This window comes from Roseivivax sediminis, from assembly GCF_900112685.1.
Taxonomy (GTDB): Bacteria; Pseudomonadota; Alphaproteobacteria; order Rhodobacterales; family Rhodobacteraceae; genus Roseivivax; species Roseivivax sediminis.
Genome location: NZ_FOMS01000001.1, coordinates 407305 through 424268 on the forward strand (window position 1 = coordinate 407305; position 16964 = coordinate 424268).

A 16964-nucleotide genomic window follows, 5' to 3' on the forward strand; every position below is an offset into this window, starting at 1 on the left:
GGGCTGGTGAACACGATGCACGACCTGCTACTCGATCAGGAACGCCCCCTCGTCTACAATGCGATGCTCGCAGCGCCCGGCAGCAAGGGCATCATCGGGATGACGGGCTGCATTGTGCCCCAGTTCTCGGGCATGAGCTTCGTCAAGTTCCACTACCCGCCGGGTGAATTTTCCGGCATGTCCTTCGGCTGCTGGCTCATCGGGATCGTTCGCACCCCGCACTTGGTCAAGCACTCCGAATTCCAGGAAAAGTGCACGCGCGGACGCACCGTTACGGCCGGGGAGCTGCTGATCGTAGAGCCGGGCGCCGAGTATTCTTCGACGATCTCCATGCGAGCGCAGATCGATTTCCTGGTACTGACAAAGGACCGTCTGCACTCCGCCATGGACGCCCAGCACGCGAACCGTCCGGTCAAGAACACGTCGCCGGAATCGTATTTCGCCTCGCACCTCATAGCGCCGCTGGTCGACGCCGTGTTGTCCAGCGCTGAACGCCCCGATGTTTTCGAAGCTTGCCATTCCGACAATTTCATCAACGCGATCGTGTCGGGATTGTCCCAGCCCGAGCCGGACATGAGCGCCGGCCGAGACCGCTTTCACAACGGGTTATCCCCGCGCGATCTAAGAGTGATTGACGAATTCATCGACAACGCTGCTGGGCACGACGCGTCTTTCGATCGCCGAGATCGCCTACAGCTGCGGGTTTCCCTGGCAGAGCCACATGACAGACGTGTTCCGCTGCCGCGTCGGCGCCACGCCCGCGGCCGTTCGGAAAGCAGGTCCGGGCGCATGACGCAGCGGTATCGGGCGGAGTGTCAGGACTCGCGAGGCCGCACCGGTCCGACGCCGGGCGTCACCCCCGTTGAGCAGCTCGGTTGCCGGGATCTGACAACACCCGGCACGAAATCCGGAATATTCCACCCGGCCCGAGGTGCAGAACAGCAAGTGTTTCAGCGACAAAGGATGCGACGACATGACTTGTCCCACGATAGAGACTTACAGGAAACCGCGGCGGCGTGGTGACCCTGCCGGATCGGCGGACCGTGGACAGATGCCATCTTTCGCCGACCGGCCGGCGGTGTTGCCGCAGCCTGCCCGCGCCAACGCCCGAACCAGTGTACTCGTGACCGGCCGAAACACTACTATGGGCCGTACCGTCATTGCGGAACTTCTGGCACGGGGCCTGTCCGTTACCGTGTTCGGGACAGGATACGAAGACGATTCCAGGGGCGTCGTGACTCTGATCTCGGATCTCTCCGATTCATTGGTCATTCGCTCTGTGGCCGGCCAGCTGGATGCGGTGATCCATTGCGACCGGTCCGACCGGGCCACGACAAAATCCGTCTCGGCTGCGCTCTGCAAAATGCTGGCGGCAATGCCGCCGCATGGCCGGCTGATTTCCGCGTCCGGCGCCTCATGTCCCGACTGCCCCGAGGCAGCAGAGACCGACCGCGCCGTGCTGTCCGCGGCCGAGTGTCGGCCGCAATCCGCCTATGTCCTGGCACCTGCATTGCGCTCGCCCGACTGCCTTGCGCGTACCAGCGTCCGAACCCTGACACCGTCGGCATCGAAGAGCGACCGCGTCTCGCGTCCATTGCCAACGAAGACGGTGGAAGACTGTGCAAGGCTACTTGCCTGCCTCGCCGAGAACGGTGCGTTCAAGGGCGGTGCGGTTTCCTGCCCGGCATCGGCCGCGCGCGTGCCGGCCGACTTGGTGCATCCGGTGAGACTCGGTTTCGGTGCGCCGATGAGTCCCGAGGAATTTGGGTTCCGGGCGTCGCCTGCCCCCCGGAAGCGAAGCTATGAGCCGTCTGCTGTCGCGGACCGGATGTCGGCACGTCGACCATTCATTCAATAGGTCGGCATTAACCAGACTATCTATCCGGCAGATCGCACGTTTATGCCGGTCGGTCTGAACGCACTGGCGCAGTTCGCCGTTGTCGCGCGGCTTCTCAACTTCAGGCGCGCTGCCGCCGAATGCGCAACGTTCAAGATCACTTCCCCTAAATCAATAGACCATGCCATTCTATCGCCTTTTTGGCCGACAAACGAGCGGTTGGCTCCAGCACGTTCCGATGCAGGAGCAACCCCGCGACCGAAGACAAATCAAACCGCGCTGCGTGGCAGCCCGCACCCGGACAACCTCTGCAACTCGGAGGCACCGAGATGCCCGAGCCCGGCGCCGACGAGATCCTCATCCCTAATGCGGCCAATTCCATCAATCCGCTGGATTGACTGCTGCAGGACCAAGTGTTGCTGCCTTGGCTCGACTACCCTGCGATACTGGGCCGCGATACCGCGGGCGAGGTCGCCGCGATCGGCCGAGACGTGACACGGCTCAGGATCGACGATCGCGTGATCGGACAGGCGGTCGGCCCAACAACGAACAATCCCGCCGAAGATACCCACCAGCACTATACGATCGCGTCCGAGCACATGGCGTCGACAAGGCCGGACGCTATGGCCTTCGCCGAAGCTGTGGCTCCACCGCTCGGTCTGGGCACCAGGGCTGTCGACGTGGCAGCCCCGCCGGCCAGGATCGCCGGTCATGGCCTCGAAGCGCTTCAGGAGGCGCTCGAACTATTAAAACCGGCGTGTCCGGCACCAAGATCGTCGTGAACCTGGGAAAATAGCCGGAAAGCTCCGGTTGACAGCGATCCGCGAGTAGCGGACCAGCAACGAGCCGTCACATCGTCAGGGCCACACGTGTTGCCAACGCGATCCCCTCGACCACAGCCGGATCGCGGGCAGCCTACTGCCGGCTGGCGTCATCCAGGGCGGCAGACATGATGTCGAGGCCCAGGTCGATCTCAGCGTCCGTGGCCGTCAGCGGCGGCGCGATGCGGAACACCGATCCCATCGCCGGAACCTTGACGATGTTCATACTCAATCCGCGCGCCATGGCCGCCTCCGCGATCCGGTCGCCCATGGCGAGATCCGGAACCTTGCTGCCACGATCCGTCACGATCTCGAGGCCGAGCAGCAGGCCACGGCCGCGCACGTCGCCGATGCATCCGTAGCGCTGCTGGAGGGCCAGCATCCCGTTCCGCAGGCGTTCGCCCGCCTCCGCCGCCCGGCTGATCAGCCCATCGCGTTCGACGACGTCGAGAACGGCAAGGCCCACAGCGGCCGGCAGCGGGTCGGAGACATGCGTGGTCAGGAAGATGAAGCCCCGCTCATGGGCCGCTTCCTCGATCTCGCGGCTGGTGACCAGCGCCGAAAGCGGCAGGCCGGCGCCGAGCGTCTTGGACAAAGTCAGGATATCGGGCGTCACCCCGTCGCGCTGGAAGGCGAACATCGTGCCGGTGCGTCCGATCCCGGTCTGCGCCTCGTCGAGGATCAGCAGCATGTCGCGCTCCTCGCACTTGCGCTTGAGCGCGGCGAGGTAGCCTTCGGGCAGGTCGATGACGCCACCCGACGACAGGATCGGCTCCGCGATGAAAGCCGCGAGGCTGCCCGTCGACTGCGCGTCGATCTGGGCGAACGCATCATCGAGCTCGGTCCGCCAGTCCAGGCTGCCGTCGGCATGTTTGAAGCGCGGCCGGTAGGCATGCGGCGCGGGGATCGCGAAGGCGCCCACGTTCGCCGGCCCGTAGCCCTTGCGCGCGGCGCTGTAGGTCGCCGACGCCGCGGCCCCCGTCATGCCGTGCCAGCTCTTGGAGAAGGCGACGATTTCGTGCTTGCCCGTGACGCACTTGGCAAGCCGTATCGCCGCCTCGTTCGCCTCGCCGCCCGTCGACAGCAGCATCGCCTTCTCGAGCCCCGGCACCATCCCGCCCAGGCGCGCGCAGAGATCGACCACCGGCCGCGACAACATCCCGCTGAAGAGGTGGTCGAGCCGGCCGATCTGCTCGCGGACGACGTGCACGATGTCGGGATGCGCATGGCCGAGCAGCGCACTCATCTGCCCCGACGTGAAGTCGAGGATGCGCGTGCCGTCCTCGTCGTAGACAAAACTGCCATCCGCCCGGTCGATGATCCGCTGTTCGAAGGCCGGGCCGTAGCGCATGACGTGGTTCGACACGTCGGACCAGAAGGTGTCGGGCTGATGGGTATCGGGCATGGCGGTCTCCGTTCCGGACTGCATCGCGAACCACGGTACCGCCGATCCCGATTCAAGGATAATTCATTCTCCTGCCACCGGAATCGAGGAATCCTCATACCCATGCCCGACCTCGACATCGCGCTGCTGCGCAGCTTCATCGCCGTCTCCCGCGCGGGGTCGATCCGTTCGGCGGCCGTGCGCATCGGCCGGACGCAATCGGCGGTCAGCCTCCAGATCAAGCGGCTCGAAGCCATCGTCGGCGAGCAGCTTTTCCACCGGACGGGGTCCGGCATCGCGCCGACCGCGGCGGGCGAGCGGTTCTTTTCCGGTGCGGAGCGGATCCTCGCCGCGCATGACGATACGCTCGAGGAGATCCGCTCGGAAGGCGTCCGCGGGTCGATCGTCTTCGGATGTCCCGAGGATTACCTGACGGCGTTCTTCCCCGACCTTCTAGGGCGCTATGGCGCCGCGCACCCCGGCGTCGAGATCGAATTCATCTGCTTGCCGACGGTCGAATTGCAGCCGCTTCTGCAGCGACGCCGGATCGACCTCGCGCTCGTTTCCCTGCCGAACTCGGCGCAGTCCGAAGACATCATCCGCTACGAGCCGCTGGTCTGGATCGCGTCGGCGCGGGTCCCTGCCCTGCTGCACGATCCGGCGCTGCCGCTGGCCCTCTCCGCGCCTGCCACGCTCGATCACCAGGAGGCACGCCGCGCGCTCGACGCGGCCGGAATGTCCTACCGGATCGCCCATGCCAGCAACGGCCTGGCCGGTCTGCTGGCCATCGCGCGGTCCGGCCTCGCGATCAGCGTGGCGACGCGGGCGGCCGTGCCCGACGACCTCGCCATCGTCACCGAGAGCCTGCCGCCATTGCCGGATATCGGGGTCAGCCTCGCCTACGCGTCGGCCAGGCCCTCGCGCGCGATCCGCTCGTTCGGCGCGTTCGTCTCCTCGAGCCTGAAATCGGCATGAGGTGCCGTCGAAGATCGACGCAGAAGCGCCCTCGTCGCCGGGGTCAAGCCTTCCGCAGGCGCAGCCGCGGCAGCGGCAGCGGCGCTGCCAGCCAGGCCACGCCCGCGCAAGACGCGAAGGCCGCGATCATGCTCAGAACGTCGCCCCCGATGAACGGTCCGGCCAGAGCGATCATGAGCCCTCCGGTCAGCATCTGCCCCGTGCCGCCGATCGAGGAGGCGAGCCCCGCGATGGCGGGATGCGGATCGAGCGCCACATCGCATCACGGCCCGGGGCCACGGCGCCGGCCACGCTGGCTCGACACGTCTCCGCACCCGCAACTCATCGACACTCTCAACCGCTTCGCCGCCTCCTGCTCTGAAGGTAGTCGACCAGCGCCGCGAGCGCGGCCGATTTCTGGTGCCGGCCGGGGTAGTACAGATGATAACCCGACCAGAGCGGGCAGAACGGCTCGAGGCAGGTCCGGAGGCGACCCGCCGCCAGATGCTCCGAGACGAACGGCTCGAACATGTAGGTCAGCCCGTGACCCGCCAGCGCGGCCTCGATCATCACGTGGGCATCGTCGGTGATCAGCGGCCCCCTGACCGCCATCTCGACCCGGCGCTCGCCCTGCCGGAACGACCAGCGGAAGAGGTCGCCGTGGCTCGGCTGACGGTAGTTCAGGCAGGCATGGTCGGCGAGATCCTCCAGCCGTTCCGGCACGCCACGCCGGGCGAAATAGTCCGGCGAGCCGATGACCACCGCGCGCAGATCGGGACCGAGCGGCACCGCCGACATGTCCTGTTCCAGATGTGCGCCCATCCGGATGCCGGCATCGAACCCGCCCGCGACAATGTCGGTCAGCCGGTCGCTGATCCGCAGATCGACTGTGACGTTGGGATATTGCTCCATGAATCCCGTCAGCGCGGGGATCATGATCGCCCTTGCCGGGTACTCGATGGAGGTGAGCCGCAGGGTGCCGACCACGCCGCCGCGGGCCTCCTGAAGCTCGGTAAGCCCCTCCTCGATCAGCCGCAGTGCCGGGTTCAGCGAGGTCAGAAGCCGCTGCCCCGCCTCCGTCGGGCGCACATTGCGCGTTGTCCGCGCCAGCAGCGGCACGCCGATCCGCCGTTCCAGCGCGGCGATCGCCTGACTGATCCCCGACTGCGCCCGTCCCAGCCGCAGTGCCGCGCGTGTGAAGCTGCCCTCCTCGGCCACGACCTGGAAGAGCAGCAGGTCGGGCAGATCGCGACGGTCCATTCATGTGCCCCACTGATAAGCGATATCACTTCGATCAGTATACTGATCGCTCACAGCCAAGGCTATCTCACAGCCCTGACACCGAGAACATATTCAACTGAGGCACAGACTATGACCAATCTCCGCACTCTCTTCTTGTCCGGAAGCGTGGCGCTCGGCACCATGATGGCGCAGCCGGGCATGGCCACCGCCGATGTCAAGAACATCGTCCTGGTTCACGGCGCGAACGTCGATGGCAGCACCTGGCGGGAGGTGTACGACCGCCTGATCGCACAGGACTTCAACGTCACCATCACGCAATTGCCGCTGACCTCAGTCGCCGACGACATCGCCGCGGTCCGGCGCAACCTGGACGGCCAGGACGGCCCGGTGCTGCTCGTCGGTCATTCATATGGCGGCGTGGTCATCAGCGAAGCCGGAACGGACCCTGACGTGAAGGGCCTCGTCTACGTCGCGGCCTTCCAGCCGGACGCGGGGGAAAGCGGCGGCGCCCTGCTGGCCTCGACATCGACCGAATTCACGCCCGACAAGCTCACGGTCTTTGATGACGGCCATTACCTGGTCAATGAGGACGCTTTCCTCTCTCTGGTCTCCAACGGTCTTTCCGACGACGACGCCATCTTCGTGGCCAGATCGCAGGCAATGTCCCATACGGCGATCCTCGCGCACGAGGCACAGGCCGCGGCCTGGAACGACAAGCCGAGCTGGTCGGCCATCGCCACCGAGGACCGGACCATCGCGCCCGAGCTCCAGCGCCGCATGGCCGAGCGGGCCGGCTCCACGGTCGTCGAGATCGAGAACGGCCACATGCTGCCGATGACGAGCCCCGACGAGGTGGCCGAGGTGATCGCGCAGGCCGCCGAAGCGGTGGAATGACCACGCCCCCGGTGCGGACCGGGAAACCGGTCCGCGCGCTCTTGTAACGACACGGCAGACGGACGCCGAAATCCGGATGACCTGTCACTCACGACAAAGCGCCGGGTGAAAATTCCGAATGACGGCAAGACTCCGCTACGAGTGGCAGGCGACCGCTTGCCGGTTCGATGACTTCGCACCCGGTCGCTTACCTGGTGAGACGAAGCTTACCACCTCGGCTGCGCCCGATAGCTCTCGTCTTGCAAGACGGATACACAGGGCAGAACTGCGGAAATGAGGGAGCGCCGTGAGAATTCTGCTTGTCGAAGACGAGCTTCGGCTCGCGGACGCATTGCGCGCGGTCCTGGAATGGGAGCGGTTCGTCGTGGCTCATGCGGACCGGTTCGAGACGGCGCGGGAAGCCGCAACGCTGGCATGCTGCCGGTGATACCGTTTAGCTCGAGCAACTCATCGAGAATGCGTCCTCGCTCTTGCCTCGAACTGGTCCGGTACCGCGCCTTAACCGCCAACACCGGCTCGGCACACGCACCCATGCTTTTCCTCCGAACAATCGCCGCTCCGCCCTTCGGTTTCCGTCCGGGCCGAAGTTATCCGCAACAGCGTCCGGTAGCATTTCAGGTTAGGCAATGCGGGGTCGGACCCTGATGTCGCCGGACATCCTACGCGACCTCGGTCCGCCATTGCTCGAGGACAGAATTGGTGCCGATACTGGCTGCCGGAGCCATTGCCGGCCAGTCGAGGCCGCTGCGCCCCTCCGCGATAGCCCGGCTGGCGGCTTCCGCCTCGAAGGCAAAGAGATGCTCCGGTTGCCGCAGTTCCTCGATGCGCCGGCCCTCCGCCTTGATCACATGGATCCGCACGTCCGCGGGCCCTCCGTCGCGCCCGGGCGTCCAGGGGTCCGGAAGCGAAAGGCTGCCTTTGTCGCCTTCGACGTAAACGGCATTCTCCATCGGCCGGCTGATGGCGCAGCCGATTTCCGCCGTGATGCCATCCGCGAATGTCAATGCCCCGCGGGCGATCTCCACGACCCCACTTCGCCCGATCGCGCCCGTGCCGGAGACCACCTCCGGCTGGGCGAACCGTCGCTCCGCGGCTCCGGCAAATAGGCAGGCGGCGGAAACGGGATAGCCGCCGACGTCAAGGATGGCGCCGCCGCCCAGCTCGGGCGAGAACAGGCGAGATTCTGGATCGAAAGGCGCCTCGAACCCGAAGGTCGCGCGTACGAGTCGAAGCTTGCCGATCTCGCCGGACCGCAGAATCTCAAGGGCACGCGCGATCTGCGGATGGCACAGGTACATGTAGGCCTCCATGAGGAAAACCCGCTCGCGCGCCGCAGCCTCGACGATCGTCCGTACTTCGGCGGCCGTGACCCCGGCCGGTTTCTCGACCGAGACGTGCTTGCCGGCGCGGATCGCCATCAGCGCCTGCTCGGCATGGAAGACGTGCGGGGTCGAGATGTGTACGGCGTCCACGTCCGGGTCGGCGCACAGATCCCGGTAATCGGTGTACCGCTTCGCCCCGTCCAGGCGGTAGCGATCGCCGAACGCGCGCGCTCTCGCCTCCGATCGACTCGCCACGGCGACGAGCGCGCCCGAAGGCGCTTCGGCCAGCCCGTCGGCAAAGTTCCGGGCGATGGCTCCGGGGCCGATCAAGCCCCACCTTGTCACCGACATCGAAGACTCCTCGGAACGGGCGCGCAACGACGAGGAGCGTCGGCGGACGAGACCCGGTGGGTCGAGCCATGGTAGCGGCAGATCATGCCGCGCCGTGCCGCTGCGCCTGCTGCTGGGTCTGGCCGGGGATCTTCACCTTCACATCGTAGGTGCGCCCGGGTTCGACCCGCCGGAGGACGTCTCCGTCGAGCGGTCGGCTGTCGATATCGATCATCCGGTCGGTCAGACCCTCCGCCCGTTCCACATCCACCTTGAAAGTGGCGCCGCGGAAGGTCCTGCGAAAGCGGCAGCGCTGCCAGTCCGATGGGATCTGGGGCGCGATCACGATCCCGTCTCGCGTCCCCCGCAGACCGCAGAGCTGCTCGATCACCAGGCGGTAGAACCAGGAGGCCGTGCCGGTATTGAACAGGTTGCTCGAGCGCCCCGCGGTGCGGGGATGCTGATGCCAGGCTCCGCGATAATAGTTGGGGATGTAGAGCGGCAGCTGGCCACGGACGGCGATGTCGTCCGCGTCGGGTTCGGTCAGCATCGCGCGCAGCACGCGAAACGCCCTGTCGCCCTCGTCGACATGGTAAAGAGCGGCGGCATAGAAGGCGGCGGCGTGGTTGTAGACCGAACCGTTCTCGGCACTGCCGGGCCATTTCTGTGTCAGGCGGCCCACATCCTCGCGCATCCGCGTATAGGCGGGCGCGAACATCGCGACGCCCCAGGGTGTTTCGAGCTGCTCGTCGATGGCGCGCAGCATCCGCGCCTTGCGATCCGCGTCTGCGGCCCCGCAGAGCATCGCCCAGCTCTGGGCATTGAGGTAGATCCGCCCTTCCGGATCGGACGAGACGCCGAAAGGCGCGCCGTCGTCGGTGATGCCGCGGGCGTACCAGTTGCCGTCCCAGAGATGCGCATTGATCCGTTCGACCATGGCGTCGGACGCGCGCTTCAGCCATCCGGCGGTCTCATGATCGGCCTCCGCTTCGCAGATATCCGCCCACAGCGACATCGCGTAGCTCGACGCCTCGGCCAGCCAGCCCGAGACGCCCCTGCCCTTGTATCCGACCATGTTCATAGGATCGTTCCAGTCGCCCTGCGCGATCAGGGGCAATCCGCGCTCGTCCACCTCGCCCGCGAGAAATCGCAGCGCGCGGCTGACGTGCTCATACAGGCTGTCGGATCCGGCGCCGTCGGCCCAGCCGGCCGGCGCGGCCAGGATGGAGCGGTCACCCGTCTCGTCCAGATAGGCGCAGGTTGCGATCACGAGCCACACCGCGTGATCGGTGTGCGGCACCTGGTTGATGTATTTCAGCGTCGCATCGGCGCGCAGCAGGATCCCGTCCGGAACCTTGCCGGAGACGAATTGCTGGCTCGCGGCGCGCAAAATGACCTCGCGGGTCGTCTCCGGCCGGATGAACACCATGCCGAGGGCATCCTGCAGGTAGTTCCGGGTCTGCGGATCGGTGGTCAATCGGTTGGTGTCGCCGTGATAATAGACCTGCCGAGGCAGCCAGTTGTTCACGAAGGCGTCGAACGCGCCATCGGGCGATTCGATCTCGAAGCTGCCGAGCCCGTCGGCGATGTACGCGCGGGAGGCACGCCGAACTGCCTCGGCATCGCCCCGCAGATATTTTCCGGTGAGCTCGGAGACCTCCGATGTATCCCGCGCCGGCCCGAAGAGGAGCCGGATGCACTCGCTTCCGCCGGCAGGCAGCGACAGGTCGTATTGCAGGATGCCTGCGGGCAGCTCGTAGCACGCATCGCCCCCCTTCAGGTTCCCGCCCGCCTGCAGCGCCGACGGATCGGCGAGCCCACCCTCACCCTCGAAGGCCTGCTGCGAGACCTCGAAATGGTCGGGCCGGCGGTCAGCGGCGAGGAACGTGATGTCCTTGAGGTGTTGGTTCCGGAAATAGTCCTCGACCGCCTGATAAGGCGTCACACTGGTGCACAGGACGGCGCCGAGTTCGGGGTCGAAATGCCCGCCCATGTTCATCCAGGACATGTACCCGGCCGGAAAATACGGCACGAACGACACGTCCCGGCCGGTCTCGCCGACATTGGTCACCGTCGCTGTCCAGATCTCCGCCACATCGTCGTCGGGCAGTTCGAGGCAGAGATCGACGCGCAGTCCGTCCTTCTCGACCGTGCAGCGGATGTCCGAGAGACCCGGCTCGAAGGCGAAGCTGTCCGGCCGCGCGCGCACCGGCTCGTGCGGGGCCGAGAACAGCGCCCCGCTCCGGTTGTCGCGGACATAGAAGAACCGGCCGGGATGGTGGGCGAAATAGCGATGCTCCGGCTGCATGAAGGTTTGGCCCGCGATGGTCGGCACATGCGCGTATTTCCGCGGCTCGGGATCCATGTACTGGCTCACCGCGTAGCCACGGCAGGTCATCTGGATCATCATCCGACGGTTCCACAGGTAGCCGGCGGCGGCCGGTGCCAGCGTGGGGTCTGTCAGGCGGAACCGGGTTCCGTTGTCGATGAAGTCGGCCATGTTCGTCTTTCGATACTGCAAGATCAGGGGGCGGACGGGGGCGGCGCGGTCGATTTGCGCGCACAGAGCGCGGGCTCGAAACGCTCCCGGAAGGGCAGGTCGAGACCGTATGTGAGGTTGAGAAGCTGACGGCAGGCCGATTGCGTCATCTCGACGATGGGGGCGTGGATCGTGCTGAGGGCCGGCACCATGTATTCGGCAAAATCGACGTTGTCGTAGCCCAGCACGGAAACCTCGTCGGGCACGCTGACGCCGGAGGCCTGAAGGCGGGACGCCACCACCATCGCCACCTTGTCGTTGCCGCAGAACACCGCGGTGAACTTCGCCGACGACCGCAGGAGCATGTCGGCGGCCCGCTCGCCGCCCGCATAGCTGAAGGCCCCCTCGATGATCCGTTCGGGCGCCACCGGATCGCCAAGCCGTGCCATCTCATCGACGAAGCCGCCATGCCGCTGCTTGGCGTCCTGCGCCGAGAGCCGGCCGGTAATGACGGCGATCTTCCGGTGGCCGAGTCCATGAAGGTGCCGCGCTGCAAGGCGGCCGCCAAGGTCGTGATCGATGGAAAAGGCCCGGCCGGGCAGGGCCTCGACCTCGCGATTGATGCAGACGAGGTTCGGATATCGCTCCGACAGGCTGGCGAGCTTGAACTCGCCGAGCCGCGAGCCCGACATCAAGATGCCGTCGCAATCGCGATTGATCAGGTAGTCGATGTGTCCGAGCCGGTCTTCGTCGGTCTGCGCGTCCTCGGCATTGGCCAGGATCATGTGCTTACCCTGCTGCCGAAGCTCCAGCTCGATGGCCCGGATCATCATCTGGTAGTAGGGCCCCTCGAGCGACGGCACCCACACACCCAGCAGATCCGAGCGGCGAGACGACAGCGACCGGGCGATGCTGTTGGGGCGATACTTGAGCTGGGTGATCGCGCGGGCGATCTTCTCGGCGGATTTCGGCGAAACTGAACCGTTTCCAGAAACGTATCTCGATACGGTACCGGAACCCACACCGGCGAGCCTTGCCACATCCTTCAGTGTCGCCATCTTTTGCTCCGCCATTCTGGATACCCGAATATCATTACGATTTTTTATTTTTATTTCAGCAACATGACAAGACGCGTAGCCGCTTGCGGCAGGCCACCGCAACTTGGTTGTCGCAGGAACGATTGACAAAATCAAGGTGTCGTGATTGGAATGGAACCGGTTCCAGTGGGGGATCTGGAGCATGGCACGGCCGCGCCATGCCATTCAGCGACGCTCGAATTCGGTGCATCCGGGAGGACACATGTTTCACAAGACGAAATCGTTGGCGCATACCGCCATGGCTCTGACCATCGGCGCGGGCGCGGCCCATGCCCAGGAGGCGGAGGTCATCCATTTCTGGACCTCGGGCGGCGAATCGGCGGCAATCTCGGTCATCGCCGAGGCGTTCGAGGAACGTGGCGGAAATTGGGTCGACAACGCCATCGCCGGCGGTTCGGCCGCCCGCGGCGCGGCCATCAACCGGATCATCGGCGGAGATCCGTCGACCGCCGCGCTGTTCAACACGTCGCAGCAATATCACGAGATAATCGGGGAAGGCCTGCTGAACGACATCGACGGCGTCGCCAACCGGAACGATTGGGACAACGTTCTGCCCGCCCCTATCGTCGATGCGATCAAGGTCGACGGCAAATATTACGCCGCCCCGGTCAACATCCATATGCCGCTCTGGCTCTGGTATTCATCGGACGCGCTCCAGGAAGCGGGCATCGAGTCGCCGCCCGAAACCATGGAAGAGTTCTTCGCCGCTCTCGACGCTCTGCAAGAGGCGGGTATCACTCCGCTCGCACTCGGCGGCCAGCGCTGGCAGGAGAACCTGCTCTTCTCCGCGATGATGACCAATGTCGGCGGGCACGACCTGTGGACAAGCGTCTACGCGGACAAGGACGAGGCAGCGATCAACTCGCCCGAATTCCGGGAGGTCATCGAGACCTTCATCCGACTGAAGCAATATGTCGATGACGCCTCGCCCGGCCGCAACTGGAACGACACGACAGCGATGCTGATCAGCGACGAGGCCGGATTTCAGTTCATGGGCGACTGGGCGAAGGGCGAGTTCAAGCAGGCCGATCAGGAAATCGGCGTCGATTACGGCTGCCTGCCCGGCCTGCGCGCAGATTCCCCCTACGTGCTGGGCGGTGACGTCTTCGTCTTTCCGCGCACCGACGACCCCGCACAGATCGAGGCGCAGACCATGCTGGTCGAGACCATTACCGCGCCGGACGTTCAGGTGTCGTTCAACAACCTGAAGGGGTCGATCCCGATCCGGTCCGACGTGGACGCCACCGCGCTGGACGAATGCGCCGCACTCGGCATGGAGATTCTGTCCGACCCCTCGCGCCAGGCCCCTGACGCCTCGCAGATGATGGAGGAATACGTCTACGGATCGGTCCAGGACATCATCACCGAACTCTGGAACACGGACATGAGCGTCGACGAGGCCGTCTCCCGCTTCGACAGCGCACTGCGCAACTGAACCTGCGACCGGCAAGGACCTGCGTAGGCGGGAAGGCGCGTCCTTCCCGCCGTCGAACGAGGGAGGACATCGTGCAGACCGCTCAACTCACCTGGCACGTGCGACGCAACGCCGTGGCCTACCTGGCCCTGCTGCCAATGGCCGCGATCGTCGTGTTCGCATATCTGGGCACGATGGCGTGGTCGATCCGCCTGTCGTTCTCCAGCTCCCGGCTGCTTCCCAGAAACGACTTCGTGGGCTTCGCCCAGTACACAGAGCTGTTCGGGACGTCGCGCTGGCTGACCTCGCTGGAGAACTTCGCCTTCATCGCTGTGTTCTTCCTTGCGATCTGCTTCGTCCTGGGCACGCTTCTGGCGATCTTCATCGATCAGAACGTGCGCGCTGAGGGCCTGTTCCGGACGGCCTTCCTCTATCCCTACGCCATGTCCATGGTCGTGACCGGCCTGATGTGGCAATGGATCCTCAACCCGGATCTCGGCATCGAGCGGACGATGCGCGATATGGGGTTCTCCGGCTTCGTGCTCGACTGGGTCGTCAACAGCAATACCGTCCTCTACGCCGTGGTGCTCGCCACCGTCTGGCACGGGGCCGGGCTGGTGATGGCGCTGCTGCTGGCCGGCCTGCGGGGCATCGACACCGATCTGTGGAAGGCCACGCGGATCGACGGCATCCCGGCCTGGCGCGTCTATGCCTTTATCATCCTGCCGATCCTGCGGCCGATGATCGTCACCTCGCTGGTGCTGCTGTCGATCAGCATCGTCAAGATGTACGACCTCATCGTCGCGATGACCAACGGCGGCCCCGGCAATGCCAGCGAGGTTCCCGCGAAGTTCATCATGGACAACCTGTTCGAGCGGGCGAACATCGGATTGGCGACCGCGGCCTCGACCACGATGCTGGTCACCGTCCTGCTCATCATCGCGCCGGTTCTCTATTCGCAATACCTCGGCAAGAAGGGATCCTCGGCATGAGTGTGGCCGAACTGATCGCCCCCGCCGCCCGGCGGCCCGTGACTTCCCAGCAGCTCTGGGGACGCATAGGGATCTACGCCTTCCTCGGCGCGATGACGCTGTTCTTTCTGCTGCCGCTCTACGTGATGGTCGTCACCTCGCTGAAGACGATGGACGAGATCCGGCTGGGACAGATCTTCGCCCTGCCCCGCGAGCTCACCTTCGACGCCTGGAAGGTGGCATGGTCGAGCGCCTGCACCGGGCTCGACTGTACCGGACTGCGCGTCGGCTTCTGGAACTCGGTCGAGATCCTGATCCCCAGCGTCGTGCTGTCGATCCTGCTGGGCGCGTTGAACGGCTACGCGCTGTCGTTCTGGAAGGTCCGTGGCGGGAATGTGCTCTTCGCCTGCCTGCTGCTGGGCGCATTCATGCCCTATCAGGTGTTCATCTATCCGCTGGTGCGCTTCTACGCCCAGGCGGGCATCTACGGATCGCTGCCGGGGGTCGTGCTCACGCATGTCATTTTCGGGATGCCGGTGATGACGCTCCTGTTCCGGAACTACTATTCGGGGCTTCCGACCGAACTCTTCAAGGCGGCACGCATCGACGGAGCCGGCTTCTGGATGATCTTCTTCACCATCATCCTGCCGATGTCCGTCCCGATCACCATCGTCGCGGTCATCATGCAGGTCACGGCGATCTGGAACGACTTCCTGCTGGGGCTCGTCTTCGCGGGCCGCGAGAACCTGCCGATGACCGTGCAGCTGAACAACATCGTCAACACCACCACCGGCGAACGGGCCTACAACGTCAACATGGCCGCGACCATCCTGACGTCTCTGGTCCCGCTGGCCGTTTATCTGGGCTCCGGCCGCTGGTTCGTCCGCGGCATCGCCTCCGGCGCCGTGAAGGGGTAAGCCATGACCTCCGTCTCCATCCGCAACCTTGAAATCCGCTATGGCCAGCACGCGGTCATAGACAAGCTCGACCTCGATATCCGGGACGGCGAGTTCCTGGTCCTCCTCGGGCCGTCGGGCTGCGGGAAATCCACGCTGATGAATGCCGTCGGCGGGCTCACTGACGCGAGCGCAGGCAGCATCCATTTCGACGGCAAGGACGTCACCTGGGCCGATCCGAAGGACCGCGGCATCGGCATGGTGTTCCAGTCCTACGCGCTCTACCCGACGATGAGCGTGCGTCGGAACATGTCCTACGGCCTGCGCATCGCCCGGGTCGATCGCGCCACGATCGACAGGAAGATCGAATGGGCGGCCGAGGTCCTGCAGATCACGCACCTGCTCGACCGCAAGCCCGCGGCGCTGTCGGGCGGACAGCGGCAGCGCGTTGCAATCGGTCGCGCCCTCGTGCGCGACGCCGACATCTTCCTGTTCGACGAGCCGCTGTCGAACCTCGACGCCAAGCTGCGCGCGGAGCTCAGGCTGGAGATCAAGAAGCTGCACAAGGCGATCGGTTCAACCATGATCTACGTGACCCACGATCAGATCGAGGCGCTGACGCTCGCCGACCGGATCGCCGTAATGAAGGATGGCGTCATCCAGCAGCTCGATACGCCACTGAATGTCTACAACAAACCGGCCAACGCCTTTGTCGGCGGTTTTCTCGGTTCGCCCGCCATGAACAAGGTCGAGGGGCAGTTTTCCACGCGCGACGGCACGCTCACGTTCGAAACCGGCGGTTTCGCCCTCGACATGGAGGCCTATCCTTTCGAGGAGCGCGTCGAGACCGGTCAGAAGGCGACGCTGGGCCTGCGGCCGGAGCATATCGTACCGGCCGACGGCACATCGCGGCAGCTCGAAGGCACTCTGTCACTGATCGAACCGATGGGCAGCGACATACTCGCCTGGTCGGACTTCGGGGGCATCAGCATGGCGCATCGACTGAGTCAGGAAGACAGCTACACGGTCGGCAACCCTTTTGCGGTGAACATCGACACCCGGAAGGCGTCCTTCTTCGATCAAGCGACCGGGAAGCGGCTTTGATGCGCGCCTCACAGCCACGATCCGCGTCACGGCACCCGTGACCGGAGCCCAGCTTTGTCCCAAAATTTTGCGAGGCGCGGAATGTCCTCGTTGAAATGGACGTTGGCAAATAGGATATTCGTCGCCTTCGGCCTGGATGTGTCCTTTCGACATGCGGCGCCACGCGGCTGAAGCGCGGGCTTCGTCCCGCCTCTTTCCGACGGTGGACGTGAAAGGCTC

General features: G+C 65.1%; 16 protein-coding genes. 10 read left to right on the forward strand and 6 right to left on the reverse strand.

Annotated features, from left to right (window positions below; all coding sequences use genetic code 11):
* The first annotated feature begins 15 nt into the window (after positions 1-15).
* From F3H57_RS23035 to F3H57_RS02065, 3 genes are all read left to right on the forward strand, one after another.
* The gene (locus F3H57_RS23035; RefSeq protein ID WP_262504482.1) at positions 16-1023 is read left to right on the forward strand and encodes a hypothetical protein; all 1008 of its coding nucleotides are present in this window, start codon (positions 16-18) and stop codon (positions 1021-1023) included.
* A gap of 121 nt (positions 1024-1144) precedes the next feature.
* Positions 1145-1858, forward strand: coding sequence for an NAD(P)-dependent oxidoreductase (locus F3H57_RS02060; protein WP_149754199.1), 714 nt, complete (start codon positions 1145-1147; stop codon positions 1856-1858).
* A 395-nt stretch (positions 1859-2253) separates the two neighbouring features.
* Positions 2254-2619 (forward strand): alcohol dehydrogenase catalytic domain-containing protein, encoded by a 366-nt coding sequence (locus tag F3H57_RS02065; protein WP_223162911.1) that lies wholly within the window; start codon positions 2254-2256, stop codon positions 2617-2619.
* 133 nt (positions 2620-2752) lie between these two features.
* Here F3H57_RS02065 and F3H57_RS02070 read toward each other — a convergent pair whose 3' ends face one another.
* Entirely contained in the window at positions 2753-4063 is a 1311-nt protein-coding gene (locus F3H57_RS02070; protein WP_149754200.1) for an aspartate aminotransferase family protein, read from the reverse strand.
* A gap of 102 nt (positions 4064-4165) precedes the next feature.
* Here F3H57_RS02070 and F3H57_RS02075 point away from each other — a divergent pair, with 102 nt between their 5' ends.
* Positions 4166-5017 (forward strand): LysR family transcriptional regulator, encoded by an 852-nt coding sequence (locus tag F3H57_RS02075; protein WP_149754201.1) that lies wholly within the window; start codon positions 4166-4168, stop codon positions 5015-5017.
* Positions 5018-5060: 43 nt separating this feature from the next.
* Here the strand turns inward: F3H57_RS02075 and F3H57_RS02080 are convergent, their stop codons facing one another.
* Positions 5061-5273, reverse strand: a complete 213-nt coding sequence (locus tag F3H57_RS02080) for a multidrug effflux MFS transporter (RefSeq protein WP_149754202.1) — start codon at positions 5271-5273, stop codon at positions 5061-5063.
* A 77-nt stretch (positions 5274-5350) separates the two neighbouring features.
* On the reverse strand, positions 5351-6256 hold the full coding sequence (locus F3H57_RS02085) for a LysR family transcriptional regulator (RefSeq protein WP_149754203.1): 906 nt from the start codon (positions 6254-6256) through the stop codon (positions 5351-5353).
* A 147-nt stretch (positions 6257-6403) separates the two neighbouring features.
* Between F3H57_RS02085 and F3H57_RS02090 the strand changes: the two genes are divergently transcribed.
* Positions 6404-7132, forward strand: a complete 729-nt coding sequence (locus F3H57_RS02090; RefSeq protein WP_223162912.1) for an alpha/beta fold hydrolase — start codon at positions 6404-6406, stop codon at positions 7130-7132.
* A 286-nt stretch (positions 7133-7418) separates the two neighbouring features.
* Positions 7419-7559, forward strand: a complete 141-nt coding sequence (locus F3H57_RS02095; RefSeq protein WP_149754204.1) for a response regulator — start codon at positions 7419-7421, stop codon at positions 7557-7559.
* Positions 7560-7791: 232 nt separating this feature from the next.
* Here F3H57_RS02095 and F3H57_RS02100 read toward each other — a convergent pair whose 3' ends face one another.
* From F3H57_RS02100 to F3H57_RS02110, 3 genes are all read right to left on the reverse strand, one after another.
* Positions 7792-8805 (reverse strand): Gfo/Idh/MocA family protein, encoded by a 1014-nt coding sequence (locus F3H57_RS02100; protein ID WP_149754205.1) that lies wholly within the window; start codon positions 8803-8805, stop codon positions 7792-7794.
* Between the two features lie 82 nt (positions 8806-8887).
* On the reverse strand, positions 8888-11284 hold the full coding sequence (locus F3H57_RS02105) for a GH36-type glycosyl hydrolase domain-containing protein (RefSeq protein WP_149754206.1): 2397 nt from the start codon (positions 11282-11284) through the stop codon (positions 8888-8890).
* Positions 11285-11307: 23 nt separating this feature from the next.
* Entirely contained in the window at positions 11308-12525 is a 1218-nt protein-coding gene (locus tag F3H57_RS02110) for a LacI family DNA-binding transcriptional regulator (RefSeq protein WP_223162913.1), read from the reverse strand.
* A gap of 37 nt (positions 12526-12562) precedes the next feature.
* Between F3H57_RS02110 and F3H57_RS02115 the strand changes: the two genes are divergently transcribed.
* The 4 genes from F3H57_RS02115 (at position 12563) to F3H57_RS02130 (ending at position 16745) form a co-directional block, all read left to right on the forward strand.
* Positions 12563-13795, forward strand: coding sequence for an ABC transporter substrate-binding protein (locus tag F3H57_RS02115; RefSeq protein WP_149754207.1), 1233 nt, complete (start codon positions 12563-12565; stop codon positions 13793-13795).
* Positions 13796-13866: 71 nt separating this feature from the next.
* A complete protein-coding gene (locus F3H57_RS02120; protein ID WP_223162914.1) occupies positions 13867-14766 on the forward strand; it encodes a carbohydrate ABC transporter permease in 900 nt (299 codons plus the stop codon).
* On the forward strand, positions 14763-15662 hold the full coding sequence (locus F3H57_RS02125; protein ID WP_149754208.1) for a carbohydrate ABC transporter permease: 900 nt from the start codon (positions 14763-14765) through the stop codon (positions 15660-15662). The genes F3H57_RS02120 and F3H57_RS02125 overlap by 4 nt, the downstream gene beginning before the upstream one ends.
* A 3-nt stretch (positions 15663-15665) precedes the next feature.
* Positions 15666-16745, forward strand: a complete 1080-nt coding sequence (locus F3H57_RS02130; protein WP_149754209.1) for an ABC transporter ATP-binding protein — start codon at positions 15666-15668, stop codon at positions 16743-16745.
* Positions 16746-16964 lie beyond the last annotated feature (219 nt).